Origin of the sequence: Sphingobacterium sp. N143, assembly GCF_030325625.1 — a bacterium.
GTDB lineage: Bacteria > Bacteroidota > Bacteroidia > Sphingobacteriales > Sphingobacteriaceae > Sphingobacterium.
Map to the genome: position 1 here is coordinate 267011 of NZ_JACAIS010000004.1, position 15970 is coordinate 282980.

Annotated in this window: 8 protein-coding genes; 4 read left to right on the plus strand and 4 right to left on the minus strand. The window is 42.8% G+C overall.

What is annotated here, in order from left to right; genetic code table 11:
* Window positions 1-46: 46 nt before the first annotated feature.
* Both HX021_RS10160 and HX021_RS10165 read right to left on the minus strand, forming a co-directional pair.
* Entirely contained in the window at window positions 47-1885 is a 1839-nt protein-coding gene (locus HX021_RS10160; protein WP_286590123.1) for a UbiD family decarboxylase, read from the minus strand.
* Window positions 1886-1941: 56 nt separating this feature from the next.
* Window positions 1942-2811, minus strand: a complete 870-nt coding sequence (locus tag HX021_RS10165) for a Rossmann-fold NAD(P)-binding domain-containing protein (RefSeq protein ID WP_286590125.1) — start codon at window positions 2809-2811, stop codon at window positions 1942-1944.
* Window positions 2812-3393: 582 nt separating this feature from the next.
* On the opposite strand from HX021_RS10165, the gene HX021_RS10170 reads away from it, so the two are divergent.
* The 3 genes from HX021_RS10170 (at window position 3394) to odhB (ending at window position 8882) form a co-directional block, all read left to right on the plus strand.
* Window positions 3394-4650 (plus strand): deoxyribodipyrimidine photo-lyase, encoded by a 1257-nt coding sequence (locus HX021_RS10170; RefSeq protein ID WP_286590126.1) that lies wholly within the window; start codon window positions 3394-3396, stop codon window positions 4648-4650.
* A 182-nt stretch (window positions 4651-4832) separates the two neighbouring features.
* Window positions 4833-7574 (plus strand): 2-oxoglutarate dehydrogenase E1 component, encoded by a 2742-nt coding sequence (locus tag HX021_RS10175; protein ID WP_286590127.1) that lies wholly within the window; start codon window positions 4833-4835, stop codon window positions 7572-7574.
* A gap of 63 nt (window positions 7575-7637) precedes the next feature.
* On the plus strand, window positions 7638-8882 hold the full coding sequence (odhB, locus tag HX021_RS10180; protein WP_286590128.1) for a 2-oxoglutarate dehydrogenase complex dihydrolipoyllysine-residue succinyltransferase: 1245 nt from the start codon (window positions 7638-7640) through the stop codon (window positions 8880-8882).
* Window positions 8883-9014: 132 nt separating this feature from the next.
* Here odhB and HX021_RS10185 read toward each other — a convergent pair whose 3' ends face one another.
* Together HX021_RS10185 and HX021_RS10190 are read right to left on the minus strand one after the other, a co-directional pair.
* Window positions 9015-10946: an LTA synthase family protein gene (locus HX021_RS10185; protein ID WP_286590129.1), complete on the minus strand. Its 1932-nt coding sequence runs from the start codon at window positions 10944-10946 to the stop codon at window positions 9015-9017.
* Window positions 10947-10950: 4 nt separating this feature from the next.
* Entirely contained in the window at window positions 10951-12831 is a 1881-nt protein-coding gene (locus tag HX021_RS10190; protein WP_286590130.1) for an LTA synthase family protein, read from the minus strand.
* 362 nt (window positions 12832-13193) lie between these two features.
* On the opposite strand from HX021_RS10190, the gene HX021_RS10195 reads away from it, so the two are divergent.
* A complete protein-coding gene (locus tag HX021_RS10195) occupies window positions 13194-15830 on the plus strand; it encodes a valine--tRNA ligase (protein ID WP_286590131.1) in 2637 nt (878 codons plus the stop codon).
* Window positions 15831-15970: the final 140 nt, after the last annotated feature.

The window sequence follows — 15970 nt, forward strand, 5'->3', positions numbered from 1 at the left end:
TTTCTTAATCGTTGTGACGATGTCCACTTAGGGCCTATTGTCGCCCTTAGATAATTCCAAAAAGTGATCCGCCCTTTGCCCCCAGCTGATCCACCCGTTTTTCAACAGCTTCATCTTTGATCAATGCCGGAGCATGATGTGGTTTTGTGCGGGCATCAATAATCACAGGGCCTTCACAGCCCCAATGTTTAAAAGAGGTGAAGCTCCTGATCCCATGAATATCAAATGCGGGGTTGCTTCGGGTGAACGTCGTCCAGACAAAATTATTGACATTGGCTGCCGTAAAGCTGGCATCATCGCAGAGCACCAGCAACGGAAAGCCCTCCCAGGCCATTCCTTCAGCAGCACGGCACCATGCCGCGATAATTTCAGCTTCATTTTCATAGCTGGTAAACGATTGTCCATCTATTGCCAGGACACCAGGGATCACGAATTTGGCCTGGTTAAAGGGGCGTGGCAGATCAAAGTTTGCCGGAAGCTCAAGTGCCAGTGTTCTTTTTTTCGTTCCCGCAGCAGCAAATACCACCTTTGAGCCGGTATTCAATCCATCACCAGAGTAATCCAGTGTATCAATCGTGGTATTCGTCTGAAAATGAAGATCACGGGCCGGGTCGATACGCTCCAAGAGATGTCCGAAAAATGCGGGGATATCGTAAATATCCAGTTCCGGATTGTCTTCATGGGCCGAAATAAAAAGATACTTGGCCAGGCTCAGCTGATTTTTACCAAGGATCTGATTGGCAATGGTCAGGATTTCCTGTGGCCGGTCCACTTGTTGATAGGGTGTATAACGCTCAGATCCAATGGCAAACAACAAAGGGTGTACACCTGCGGCGTCCACCGCATTGACAGCGTGGAGTCCTGAGATTTCCTGTGGAATGGCCGAACCGGTGATCTCATGGATAAGTGCTCCAAAGCTGGTATCTTCTTGTGGTGGACGCCCCACGACTGTGAATGACCAGATCGGGTCTTTCTTATGGTACACGTTATGCACTTTCATCAACGGAAATGGATGAGTCAGACTATAATAGCCAATATGGTCGCCGAAAGGCCCCTCGGGTTTATTTTCGTTGGGATAAACAGTGCCTGTGATCACAAAGTCTGCATCTGCAGAGATACAAAAGCCTTCATCATCATAAAAATAACGGAATCTTCTGTTCCCCAGGGCCCCGGCAAAGATCATTTCAGACAGCCCCTCAGGCAGGGGCATCACTGCAGACAAAGGATGGGCAGGAGGCCCACCCACAAAAATACTCACTTTGAGTGGTTTTCCGAGTGCATTGGCTTTTGTCTGATGAATCCCGATACCCCGGTGCAGCTGATAGTGCAGGCCAATTTCTTGATCTCTGTTATACTCGTTGCCGGAAAGCTGGATGCGGTACATTCCCAGGTTGGCCTGCATGATCCCTGGCCGGTTGACATCTTCCGTATAGACCTGAGGCATGGTTACAAAGGCTCCCCCATCCATCGGCCAATTGACGATCTGTGGTAATTTACTGATACTGGTTTTACCGTGAAGGATAGGAGCTCCGGATTTGCGCTTCCAAGGAAGAGCCCCCAGTGCAGTCATAGACGACCCGATATACTGAAATGGATTTTTGAGGACTGCCGCAGGATTCATTTTAACATCCACCAGCTTCTTCAGGTGATCCAACGAATCCCGAAACATAAATTTTGAACGCTCAAGTGTGCCAAAAAGGTTGGATACCGCCGGAAATTCAGACCCTTTGATATTTTCAAAATACAAGGCAGGTCCTTCCACATCAAAGACCCGCATATGGATGGCAGCCATTTCCAGGTATGGATCTACTTCTTCTCTTATTCGGATTAGATGACCATGTTTTTCAAGATCTGCAACGCATGCCGCTAGACTATTGTATCCCATATTATATCTGCATAAACTCGTTAATCCACAAATTTAACAGAATAATTCAATAAAAATCAGGTATCCATACAGACATAAGCTCTCAAGGGTGTAAATTCAAAGGGTTGCACTTTTTGCCAGGTCGAATTATCCACATTCTTTTCATAATATAGCACACGTCGGAACTCGTCCATATCTTCTTTATTGATATCATTGAAGCGGGTGAGCAGGATTTTGGCAAAGAATTTATTGACACCAATCTCTCTCTTCTGTGTTTCGGATGTACAGGTCAGAAAATGATAAAACAATCCCCTGAACGTCATTTCTTCATTGCCTCCCAGGTAGATTATCTCCGATATAAAATTATTTTCCCAGGGCATTTCCCGAAGCCAGCGATAGACATCCAATAGCGGTAATGGCCGAAATTTTAAGGAGGCTACCCAGTTCCAATAAAACACGGTCTGGCGCTTTGCCAACTTGCCAAAAATACGGTTCAATACACTTTCCTTACCAACAACACTGCTTTTGATCACAATGGTATACTGCACCCTCAATATTTCCAACAAGTTACGAACCGGTTCCAAGAAATGTTCATCCATCAATCTGGCGACATAAATCACACGGTTATTACCCGACCGTTTACAGATCTCCACAAAATTACGGAGGCCGAGGAGTTCCAATTGAAGCTGTATTTCATTGTTCAAGGAGGGAACCTGCGTAAAATAGATACCAAAGTTTAAATCGCTGATCTTAAAACTTTCATACGCTTCCCCTTTTCGAAGCAGATCGAGTTCACATAGCTTTGCAGTCACCTTCTCTTTGACTATTTTATTAAAGATGGTCAAATTGCGCACCAGTCCAATCACATCAAAATCTTTCGCCTGCAAATAACATGACGCCCGTCGCCCCAAATAGGTATTTAGTCCGCTGATTAAAACCTTTTTCATCAGTATCATTTATTTTATATGGCTATGAAAACTCATCGGTCAACTATACACTTCATTTGACAAACTCACCATGGAGTAACTGAACAGTCAGCTGATAAAAACTTCAATGTCCATCTCCGGGCTTATTGACAATGAAGCCTTCAGCATGCAGCCTATAGGCTGTTTCTCAGGCCGTATAGCGCTACTTATTTCATCGGTACCTTGTTGACCAGCAATTATCATAATTCCCTGATTTTAGAACAGAGAAACATCAAATAAGTTTAATACTATTTTTATTTTTTCATTCTGTTTGGCCGACCGAAGTTTGCCCCAGCACACATCCACCTGTAGGTCAGCCGGTTTACATGGAGAGCACATGCAAACCAATACGCTGACAAAGATTAAAAATAGATCCTTTCATAGTGTTAATCACCTTGCCATCACAGCTAGCTTAGTGGCCAGTCGGCGCCTCTTTGTCCTTTTAATGTCAATTCATGGCGAAATACTTTTAAGAACACAATATCCTTATATATTTGTAAATCTTCTGAAAATAGGCTGCACTAAAAGTATTTATCTTCAACTTCTATGGACAAAAGGGCTACAATGATCTGGTTTAGAAATGATTTGAGACTTCATGACAATGAGGTCTTCTATCAAGCTTCTGAAAAGAGTTCTTTCATTATTCCAGTCTATTGTTTTGATCCCCGATATTTTGAGCGAAATGCCTTTGGAAATTTAAACACCGGGGTCTTGCGGGCAGCCTTTGTAATCGAAGCTGTCACAGCCTTAAAGGAGAAATTAAAAAGCCAAGGAAGTGACCTGTTGACCTATATTGGCAAACCAGAGGAGATCATTCCACGGATTGCCCAAAAGTATCAGGTCAATGAGGTTTATCATCACCGCGAGGTTGCACTTCGGGAAACCTCCATTTCCGAAAAAGTGGAAGGTGAACTGTGGAGCAGCAAAATCAATCTCCGTCATTTTATAGGCCATACGCTTTACCATAAGGAGGACCTTCCTTTTCCGATCAAGGATATTCCCAATGGTTTTTCGGTCTTCAAAAAAAAGGTAGAACGGGAAAGCGCTGTCAGGCAACCGATCCCATTTCCATCCAATTTCATGACTCCACCACATCTCGAGGACACCAAAATCCCTACATTGAAAGATTTAGGCTATTCGGAAGAGGAAATCCAAGCTGTTAACGACATTTATGTACTGGGTGGTGAAGATACGGCACTCAGCACTATGCATGCGGTATTGTCCACCTATCCAGAAGGTGAGCAGGATCCCTTAATATTGGGGCCTTTCATTGCTTCAGGCACACTGTCCCCCATCCTTGTGTACAACAACATCAAGAAACTCGGCGATGGGAAAAAGGATAAACGATTTGAAAAAATCATCGATATTTTATTATGGCGGGATTATTTCCGTTTCATGCTGAAAAAGTACCCGAATGTATTCTTTAAATCCCATGGGACAAAAAACGGCAATCCTGGTCACATCCCTGGGCCCAACGAACATGAAGAGCTATTTGAGAAATGGAAATCGGGCCAAACGGACCACGACTTTATCAACAGCACCATGAGACAATTGCAAAAAACAGGTTATATCCCCTACCAGGCACGACTGATTGCGGCCAGTTATCTGGTCCATGAGTATCAGGTCAATTGGTTAAAAGGGGCATCATGGTTTGAAGAACATCTCTTGGACTACTCACCTGCGACCGTATATGGACAGTGGTCGCATGTCGCTGGTGTCGGAACCAGTGAAAAGGACAACAAGGCTTTGGACTGGCAAAAACTGATCAAAACCCACTTCCCAAATGGACTTCCCAAACTGGATGACGTATACGTCAAATAAATCTTCGGCAGAAATAAATAATTGCAAATATACCAGAATTTTGTGCTGCGCTGTAGCACGATTAAAATCCTGCTAAATAATGTTAAGAATTGGATAGATTTATTGATTAAATTATTCAATTTCAGTATTAGAAACTCTTTTTTTATTCATAACTTTGACAAATTTCATAGTTTTAATTGTAAATGGACAATCTGACATATTTGAGTAATGCTGATTCGGCTTATGTCGATGGCTTATATCAATCGTACAAGCAAGATCCCCAATCGGTAGATTTCGGATGGCAAAAATTCTTTGAAGGTTTTGATTTTGGTCAAAATGCTGGTGGGACAACAGGTTCAGTAGGCGAGGCTACACCTGAGCACGTATTGAAGGAAATCAACGTGTTGAACATGATCAATGGCTACCGCGACCGGGGTCACCTTTTCACACATACCAATCCTGTTCGTGAGAGACGTAAATACTACCCTGGAAAGGAACTGGAGACATTTGGTCTTGCTGAGACTGACATGAACACGGTATTCAATGCAGGTGTTGAAGTTGGTTTGGGTCCAGCCACATTAAAAGATATCCGTCAACTGGTTGAAGATACTTACTGCCGTTCTATTGGTGCCGAATTCAAATATATCCGCAATCCGGAGAAAATAAAATGGTTGCAGGACCGCATGGAAGCGGACCGCAATATGCCACAATTCACGTTGGACACCAAAAAGAGAATTTTAAACAAGCTCAACCATGCCGTTGTATTTGAAAACTTTTTGGGGACTAAGTTTTTAGGGCAAAAACGTTTTTCATTGGAAGGTGCTGAAAGCTTAATCCCAGCATTGGATTCTGTGATTGAAAAAGGCGCTGAAATCGGTATTCAAGAGTTTGTGATCGGTATGGCTCACCGTGGTCGATTGAATGTCCTGACCAATATTATGGGTAAATCCTACAAATCGGTATTCTCCGAATTTGAAGGTAAAACCTATGCCGATGATCCAGAGGTAAATTTTGGTGGTGACGTAAAATATCACCTGGGTTTCTCTTCTGAAGTTAAAACAAACGATGGTAAATCTGTCCACTTAAGCTTGGCTCCTAACCCTTCTCATTTGGAGACTGTGGATCCAATCGTTGAAGGTATGGTCCGTTCTAAAATTGACTTCAAATATGATGGTGACTCTTCCAAAATTGCGCCGATCTTAATCCACGGTGATGCAGCAATTGCTGGGCAGGGAGTGGTTTATGAGGTCACTCAGATGTCTAAACTGGACGGTTACAAAACTGGCGGTACAGTCCATATTGTCATCAATAACCAAATTGGATTTACAACAAACTATAAAGATGCTCGTTCTGGAACGTACTGTACAGACGTTGCCAAAATCACTTCTTCACCGGTATTCCATGTCAATGGTGATGACGCTGAAGCAGTCGTTTATGCGATCAACTTAGCTGTTGAATACCGTCAGAAATATAAAACAGACGTATTCATTGATTTATTATGTTATAGAAGATTTGGTCACAATGAGGCTGATGAGCCAAAGTTCACCCAACCATTGTTGTACAAAATCATCGAGAAACATCCGAATCCGAAAGAAGTCTACGCGAAAAAATTAATTACTGAAGGAAGTATTGATGAGGCGTATTCAAAAACAATAGAAAAAGAGTTCAAGACGGCATTGCAGTCTAAATTTGAAGAGTCTAAAGAAGTTGAGGTACTGACGGAAGAGATTCCAATGTTCAAAGGTGCCTGGGAAGGCTTGCGTCCAGCTAAAAAGGGTGAAGTATTGACCACTTCTGACAAGACGCAGGTTGCAAAAGATCTTTTCTTAAAGTTAGCGAAAGAGATTACGACATTGCCTGCGGACAAAAAATTCTTCCGCAAGATTACGCGTTTATTCGAAGATCGTGCAAAAATGATCAGCAATGATGCATACGATTGGGCAATGGGTGAATTGATGGCATATGCGACATTGTTGGATCAAGGCAACCGAGTCCGTATCTCGGGCCAGGATGTACAACGGGGTACTTTCTCACACCGTCATGCGGTATTGACCCTGGAAGATTCGGAAGAGAAATATGTTCCATTGGCGAATATCAAAGGGGGTGAAAAGTTCTCCATTTACAACTCATTACTTTCAGAATATGCCGTTTTAGGTTTTGAATATGGTTATGCATCTTCTAACCCTAGCTCACTAACAATCTGGGAAGCGCAATTTGGGGATTTCTATAACGGGGCTCAGATCATCGTGGACCAATATTTGTCAAGTGCTGAAACGAAATGGAAACGTTCAAATGGCTTGGTGATGATGCTTCCTCACGGTATGGAAGGACAGGGCCCTGAACACTCTTCTGCACGTATTGAAAGATTCTTGGAATTGTGTGCAAATGAGAACATGATCCTTGCAAACTGTACATTACCAGCAAACTATTTCCACTTATTACGCCGTCAACTGGTACGTGAATTCCGTAAACCATTGGTGGTATTTACACCAAAATCACTGTTGCGCCACCCGAAAGTGGTATCACCATTGAAAGACTTTACAGAAGGTGTATTCCAAGAAGTAATCGACGACACAAACGTTGCAGCAAAAGATGTAAAACGCGTATTGTTCTGTTCGGGTAAGATCTATTATGACTTATTGGAGAAACAAGAAGCAGATCAACGGAAAGATATTGCCATTGTACGATTGGAGCAATTATTCCCGGTTCCTACCGAGCAATTGAAAGCGATCCGCAAAAAATACAACAAAGCTAAAGAGTTCGTTTGGGTACAGGAAGAAAATGAGAACATGGGAGCATGGCCTTATTACTGCCGTAAATTGATGGGTACTGAAATTGCATTCACAGGTTTTGTAGCCCGTAAAGAAAGTGGCAGTACAGCAACAGGATACATGAAACAACACGTTGCACAACAAGCAGAGATCTTAAATAAATCATTCGAATAAAAACAATTTAAAATCAATTGCGTCTTATACATAGGACGCAATTGTCAATAAAGAACATTATATATGAGCTTAGAAATTAAAGTACCAACCGTAGGTGAATCCATCACGGAGGTAACCTTATCACAATGGTTGAAACAAGATGGCGATTATGTGGAGATGGATGAAAACATCGCCGAACTGGAATCAGATAAAGCTACGTTTGAATTACCAGCTGAAAAAGCAGGTATCTTAAGAATCATTGCACAAGAAGGTGATACTTTAGAAATCGGTGCTGTCGTTTGTACAATTGAAGAAGGTGAAGCTCCTGCTGGTGGTTCGGCTCCTGCCGCTGCCCCTGCTGCTGAGGCGTCATCAAGTGCAGCTCCTGCTGCTGTAGCTACAGCAAAAGATGAAGATCCTGATAGCTATGCTGCTGGAACAGCTTCTCCTGCTGCTGCAAAAATTTTAAGAGAAAAAGGAATTGATCCTTCAAGCATAAAAGGAACAGGCAAAGATGGCCGCATCACGAAAGAGGATGCCGAAAAAGCTCAACCTGTTGCAAAAGCTGCTCCAGCTGCAAAACCTGCCGCTGCTGCTCCGGTTGCAACGGCTGCCCCTGTCGCAGGTTCCAGAAACGAGCGCCGTGAGAAATTATCCTCATTGCGTAAAACAATCGCGAAGCGCTTAGTATCGGTTAAAAATGAAACTGCCATGTTGACAACTTTCAATGAAGTCAATATGCAGCCGATCATGGATCTACGCGCTAAATATAAAGATACGTTCAAAGAGAAATTTGGTATCGGCCTTGGATTCATGTCTTTCTTTACAAAAGCAGTAACGACTGCATTGGCTGAATGGCCAGCAGTGAATGCCCGTATTGAAGATAACGAAATTGTATACTCTGATTTCGCGGACGTTTCAATTGCGGTTTCTGCACCTAAAGGTCTGGTTGTACCTGTAATCCGTAATGCGGAATCCATGTCCTTGGAGCAAATCGAAAAAGCAATTGCTACATTGGCTGGTAAAGCACGCGACAACAAATTAACGATAGACGAAATGACTGGTGGTACATTTACAATCACTAACGGTGGTGTATTTGGATCCATGATGTCAACACCGATCATCAACGCACCGCAATCGGCGATCTTGGGTATGCACAACATCATTCAACGTCCGATCGCTGAAAATGGTCAGGTCGTGATCCGTCCAATGATGTACATCGCACTTTCTTATGATCACCGCATCATTGATGGCCGTGAATCCGTCAGCTTCTTGGTACGTGTGAAACAATTGCTGGAAGATCCAGCCCGTTTATTGTTGGGCGTATAGTTCCAATCATAACGTCATATAAAAAAGACCTACACTGTAAACAGTGTAGGTCTTTTTTTTGCTGTTCATCCCGGTCTCCTGAAATACGCCAGTCCCGCAGGATACCAGAAATGGGGTACGGTACCTGAATTTTTATTGTGATTTTTTATAAGTCAGCTTATTTTCAATCATCCGGTTGTTGTATTGCTGGATAAAGGCTTTCATCTTAGTTTCCATGGTATCCAATATGGCGGGGTGCTCCTTCAGCAGATCTTTTTTCATGAAACGATCCTGCTTGAGATCATATAACGAAGTGGATTTTAATCCATCATAAGACATCATATAATCTTTGTAATAGAAATTGTAGCTTCCGGCATTATTGTTCAGCACAAAATTGTCACGTCCTGGCTTAAAAGCATCCGATCCAAACGCAAAATAGGGTTCGTCATAATGCAAATAGTTCAGAATTGTGGGCATAATATCGATCTGCTGCACCAATTTATCGGCTTTCCCCACAAGTCCCGTCCCTGGGGCGTAGAATATGATCGGAATCTGGAAACCTCCGGCCGTGGTCTGATATTCGGGCAGGTGGCTTACGGTGGCATGGTCAGCACAGATCACAAATAAGGTGTTGTTATACCAGGGCATCTTGGATGCTGTGGCAAAAAATTCACGTAGGGCATGATCGGTATAACCAATCGGTTCTTGCACAGGTAAAGGTCCTTTCGGAAACCTGCCCTGATATTTTTCAGGAACCTTAAAAGGGTGATGCGAGGACAGCGAAAAGAAGCTTGCAAAAAATGGCTGTTTGAATGTATTGATCTTGTTGGCGACAAACTGGAGAAATGGTTCGTCCCAGATCCCCCAGATACCGTCAAAATCCCGGTCATTATTGTATTCATCCTTCCCGAAATAATGCTGGATTCCGGCCAGCTTCATATAAGCTGAGAAGCCCATGCTCCCATTTGGTGCTCCATGGAAAAAAGCGGTTTCATAGCCTTTTTGTCCAAGCAGCTTGGCCAGGCTCGTCGTTTCATTTCCGGAATATACCGAAAGTACAAACGGCTCCCCTATCGAAGGGATTCCGGTAATTACTGACGGCAAGGCATCAATGGACTTACGGCCGTTGGCATAGGTATCTGTAAAGGTATAGCCATTGCGGATCAATGAATCCAAAAAAGGTGTGTAACCTTTATATTTTCCCTCTTGAATATCCTTGTTCAGTTCTCCGAAATGTTCTTTGGCGAAGCTTTCCAAAATCAATACCACAACATTCTTCTTGTCAAAGGGCTTATCGGATTGAGGCAGGTGAATGGGGTTGTATAATTTTACCAATTCCTGTTCAGGGAAGTAATCCACAGGTTTGAGGTTAACCGCCTTTAGGGTCTTCAATATACTAAAAGGGGTATTCAACACGATATTCATTTCTTCAGGTGTCTCCACATAATCGCCGGCATTGCTCAGTGTAATGGGCCGAGTACTATGTGCCCATCCGCCACGTACCCCACCAATAAAAAGAAAAGCGGTCAGTAAGAAGAAGGGGATCTGAACAGCGAAAGATTTCCATGAATAACGTTCAGGTTTTTTGAGCTGAATGATTGGATAAGTCCTGGCCAGAATATAAATAAGTAGTCCCAGGATCACAATAAGATACCAATAATCCAGACAGAAATCAAAAGCCAGCTTCAGCAGATTAGACTCATTTGAAAACTGATCCAAGACTGTACCCGTGGTGCGTTTCAGGGTAAATGGATAATAGGCAAAGTCAATAAGGTTCAATGCTATTCCCAAGGAATTGACCACAATGAATATCCACTTGGCAATCCGTTGATAAGTGGAATTGTAGGTAAAAGCCCCCGGAATAGTCTGCATGACAATATAAAGTATATTCAGGTAGAGCAATGCGACAAGATCAAAACGTATTCCCCCCGCAAACATGAGCAGTAATTTCGTTGCAGTCACATTGGGGAATAAGGAAGCATTCGTCCAATAGAATCCCAGTCTCAGTAATGCATAAATAATTAAAAGAAAGGCAAAACGGATGGCAACTGCGCAATAGGGTGCTAATGTTCCTTTTAACTTCATAATCTCAATATTTTAGAAATTCTTGATATACTTCTTGATAATAAGCCTTGGCGATATTCAGCATGCTGTCTGTTTTGGCCATGGGATACTCCTTATTGGATCTGTAATTGATAATGCGGCCGACATTGTCGAACGATACAGCCTGTTGCGGGGTGATGAGACCAAAGGCATCTTTGGAATTATAAAATGCGATCTGGGCCGTGGTCGGGTTAAACAGGTCGCGGCTCCAGTGATATCTATTGGTGGGAAGGCCGAGCTGGGTCAATAATGTCGTTGCCAGGTCGGTCTGATTGCCTATCCGATCCAATACCTTTCCTCGATATGCAGGCTTGATGACATCCCCGAAAAAGATTAAAGGAATATGGAAGCGGTTGGGGTGAAACAATTCCCATTTCTCTGTAGGCAGTCGATGACCATGATCCGCCACAATGACGAAAAGGGTATTTTTATACCAGGCTTCATGTTTAGCTTTGCTGATAAAATCAAAAACAGCTGAATCGGTATAATGTGCCGTACTCCTAAACTTATCGGCATTATTGGCACGACCAAATTTATAACCGTGCTTCAACTCAAAAGGTTCGTGGTTAATCAGGGTAAAGACGGTGGAAAAGAAGGGCTGTTTTTCTTTCCTGAAGTCTTTGATCATCTGATCAAAAACCACATGATCGTACACTCCCCAAGAAGCACGTTCGGCATTCAGACCAAAATTGGCGTTGTCGACGACTTTTGAGATACCATGGGTCAGCATGTAGGACTTGAAGTTATAGAATTCGCTCTGCCCGCCATGATAAAATGAGGTTTCGTAACCCGCACGGTCAAATTCCTGCCCTATGGCAGGTATATTTTCATGTTTATCAATGTATTTGATGATACTTTCGGGCCCCTGTGCAGGAAACCCACTTAATATGGCCACCATCCCCTTGTCCGAGCGGTCAGCTGCCGAATAAATATGGTTAAACAAAATCCCATCTTTTATCAGCTCTTCCATATGTGGTGTAATCCCTTTCTCTCCGCCCAGTGAATGGATAAGATCCCCCACAAAACTCTCCAACATGATGATGACAACATTTGGTCTCTTGGTAGAAAGCACCTGTACACTTGAATCAGGCTGGCTTTGGAAGGCCGGCTTCAAGTGTTTTTGAATTTCCTGCTGGTCGGTATAAAAAAGATAAGGACTTTTTAGTTTTGTGCTCTTTGTAAAAAAATCCCGCAAAAGCGACCATTGGGTATTCACAGCAGCATGATTATAAAATGTCTCTTCGGAATAATAGGCTTTGCTCGGATTTAAGGTCGCTCGGCCATAGCCGCCCCGAATAAAGGTAAAAAGTACAAAGGCGCCGATAACCAGTTTAAAAAAGTTCCCGGCTGCTGATTGAATGTTATAGAAATAGACTTTCTTAAACATCCATCGGTAAAGAAAATATCCACATATGATCCCGACCAACATCCCCAGGATCGGAAAAACCACAGGTGTGGATTCTGCCGACGCCACAGCGCCGGAAGGTGATGCCAGGAAAGCGTCTATGGCTCTTTTAGAAATTTTATCCCCCCACTCCCGGTAGATATTGACATTGATGAAACTCGTCACAAAAAACAGGATCAGAGTAACAATGGTATAGATATCGAGAATGGTCCGCCTGGGCTGTAGTTTAGGAAAAAAACTAAGTATGCAATAAATAAGGAAAGGAAGAGCACAGATATAGGATACAGCTGAAAAATCCAGGCTTAATCCATGATAGTAGATGCGAAAAATCTCTGTAAAATGGGCAAACCCTATCTTCTCAAAAAAAGCAGTAATAAAAATGAATCTGTCAAAAAAACAGATCATCAGCCAGAATAGAAAATACTGTGTTAACGCTCTAAGCTCGTTTGCAAATCGTTGCATCCCTTCATATAAAAATTAAAACAGGCAAAGTTACATTAATTTCAGGCTAATTGGCTCGTAATATGAAGAAAAGATTAAAAATATGTTAGCATATCAAGTCCTTAATGCTGCATATAAGTGCTGTTGGTGAAACAAGTGAGTAGCCGTATGATCCTGCGCTCAAAGTTCCTGAAGGATGAAATCTGGCGGGGAGAGACACCAGGATATGCAGTCCGCAGCGGTGTTGAGCAGTCGTTGTTTTGACAGCTTCGGCAACTTTCACGATTCCATGGATAAAGTCACAAGATAACTTGATCACATGATAACAGAATCATAAGAATTCCTTACTTTTGTATTCCTAAAAGTTTGTATATAAAATTAACATGAGCATAGCGAAAACTTACAATCCAAAAGAAGCTGAAGAAAAGTGGTACAGCTATTGGAAAACGAATGGATTTTTCCGTTCTACTCCAGACGAACGTGAACCTTATACGATTGTGATGCCACCGCCGAATGTCACTGGGGTATTGCACATGGGACACATGCTGAACAATACCATTCAGGACGTTTTGATTCGCCGGGCACGTATGCAGGGAAAAAATGCTTGTTGGGTGCCGGGGACTGATCATGCCTCTATTGCCACTGAAGCTAAAGTCGTCGCTATGTTGAAAGAACAGGGCATTGACAAAAAGTCGTTGTCACGCGAGGACTTTTTAAAACATGCTTGGGAATGGAAAGAGAAATATGGTGGTATTATCTTAAAGCAACTGGAAAAACTCGGCGCTTCCTGTGACTGGGACCGTACCCGTTTCACCATGGACCCAGAATTATATCAATCTGTTATTCGTGTCTTTGTGGACCTTTATAACAAAGGATTAATTTACCGTGGTTACCGCATGGTCAACTGGGATCCGGAGGCCAAAACCAACATCTCGGACGAAGAGGTTATTTACAAAGAGAAGAACGGTAAATTGTACCATCTGAAATATCAGGTTGACGGTACGGATCAATATATCGTGGTGGCAACAACACGTCCTGAAACAATCTTTGGTGATACGGCAGTCTGTATCAATCCGAACGATGAACGTTATACCTGGTTAAAAGGAAAACAGGTAATCGTACCTATCGTTGGCCGTAAGGTCAATATCATTGAGGATGAATATGTGGACCTCGAATTTGGGACAGGATGTCTGAAGGTGACACCTGCACACGACGTCAATGACTACGAGCTCGGCAAGAAGCATGAGCTCGAATTTGTGGACATCTTTACTGATGAGGCGAAACTCAATGACAATGGCCTTCACTATGCGGGTATGGACCGTTTCAAAGTACGTAAAGAGATTGAAAAGGAACTTGAGGAAAAAGGTTTATTGGAGAAAGTAGAAAACTACACCAATAATGTGGGAACATCCGAAAGAACAGGTGCTGTTATTGAACCGAAGATTTCCAATCAGTGGTTCCTTAAGATGGAAGATCTGGCAAAACCTGCCTTGGACAATGTAATGGACGACACCATTAAGTTTCATCCGACAAAATTCAAGAATATCTACCGCAACTGGATGGAGAATGTTACTGACTGGAACATTTCCAGACAACTGTGGTGGGGACATCAGATACCGGCATTTTTCTATGGGGATGGCAATGAAGATTTTGTTGTCGCACAAACTATTGAGGAAGCACTGGGACTGGCAAAACAGAAATCTGGAAATGCCGATTTGCAGTTAACGGATTTACGTCAGGATGAGGATGTGCTCGACACTTGGTTCTCAGCTTGGTTATGGCCAATTTCAGTATTCAATGGCATCAACGAACCGGAAAATACTGAAATCAATTACTACTATCCGACCCAGGATTTGGTGACTGCACCTGATATCATTTTCTTTTGGGTAGCACGCATGATCGTATCGGGGTATGAATTCCGTGGTCAGTTGCCTTTTGAGAACGTTTACTTTACAGGTATCGTCCGTGATAAATTGGGCCGTAAAATGTCTAAATCATTAGGCAATTCGCCTGACCCCATCGATCTGATGAACGAATATGGTGCTGATGCGACAAGAATGGGGATGTTGTTAACTGCTCCAGCAGGAAACGACCTACCTTTTGATGTAGAGCTCTGTGTGCAGGGACGTAATTTTGCCAATAAGATCTGGAATGCATTCCGCCTGGTGAAAGGTTGGGAGGTCGTCGATACACCTGGATCAGAATCGGATCAAATCGCAGCTTCTTGGTTTGATGCACGGTTTAACCAGGCATTGACGGAAATTGAAGAAAACTTCCAACATTACCGCTTATCGGATGCCCTGATGACCACCTATAAACTGGTATGGGATGATTTCTGTGCCTGGTATCTTGAATTGGTCAAACCGGCTTACGGCTCTCCTATTGCGAAAGAAACTTTAGAAACCGTTAAATCTTTCTTCCAACGCATTTTAACACTGGTTCATCCCTTTATGCCTTTCCTAACGGAGGAGCTATGGCATGATGAACTATTCGGCCTCAAAGAAGAAAAAGACTGTATCATTGTCGCTACTTATCCGACCGCACAGGAATTTGATGAGCAGCTCATCAAAAACTTTGCCGTAGCGCAACAGATGATCTCGGAAATCCGGAACATCCGCAATTCAAAAGGCATATCGCCAAAGGTAGCGTTACCGTTGGCCATCAACCAACAATCAGACATCAATCTGGCACAATATATCGACATCATCACTAAAATTGCCAATCTGGAAGCTGTCACTTTTGTATCGGAAAAAGTAGCCGGTGCAGCGAGCTTCTTGGCAGGCAAAGATGAATGTTATGTAACATTGGAAAACAGCATCGATGTAGATGCCGAACGCGAACGTATTGAAAAAGAGCTGGAGTATCTCAAAGGCTTCTTGATCTCGGTAGACAAGAAACTTTCCAATGAACGATTTGTACAAAATGCAAAACCTGAAATCGTTGAAAATGAAAAAAGCAAGAAAACGGATGCAGAAGCGAAAATCAAGATTCTTGAAGAGAGCCTGTCAGTTTTAGGCTAACATCATCCAACGGCTTGATACAAAAGTCCTGCGTAATCCGCAGGACTTTTTTTGCTATCCTACTCAGTATTTGATTTTTAACTTTATGAGAATTCCTGTAAAAAAATGAATAACTTTATGGAAGTAAGAACTAAATTAAA

Excerpts from the sequence above, each read along its gene's own strand:
- HX021_RS10165 (WP_286590125.1), bottom strand. The coding sequence starts at position 2,811 with ATGAAAAAGGTTTTAATCAGCGGACTAAATACCTATTTGGGGCGACGG.
- odhB (WP_286590128.1), top strand. The coding sequence starts at position 7,638 with ATGAGCTTAGAAATTAAAGTACCAACCGTAGGTGAATCCATCACGGAG.
- HX021_RS10185 (WP_286590129.1), bottom strand. The coding sequence starts at position 10,946 with ATGAAGTTAAAAGGAACATTAGCACCCTATTGCGCAGTTGCCATCCGT.
- HX021_RS10170 (WP_286590126.1), top strand. The coding sequence starts at position 3,394 with ATGATCTGGTTTAGAAATGATTTGAGACTTCATGACAATGAGGTCTTC.
- HX021_RS10175 (WP_286590127.1), top strand. The coding sequence starts at position 4,833 with ATGGACAATCTGACATATTTGAGTAATGCTGATTCGGCTTATGTCGAT.
- HX021_RS10160 (WP_286590123.1), bottom strand. The coding sequence starts at position 1,885 with ATGGGATACAATAGTCTAGCGGCATGCGTTGCAGATCTTGAAAAACAT.
- HX021_RS10195 (WP_286590131.1), top strand. The coding sequence starts at position 13,194 with ATGAGCATAGCGAAAACTTACAATCCAAAAGAAGCTGAAGAAAAGTGG.
- HX021_RS10190 (WP_286590130.1), bottom strand. The coding sequence starts at position 12,831 with ATGCAACGATTTGCAAACGAGCTTAGAGCGTTAACACAGTATTTTCTA.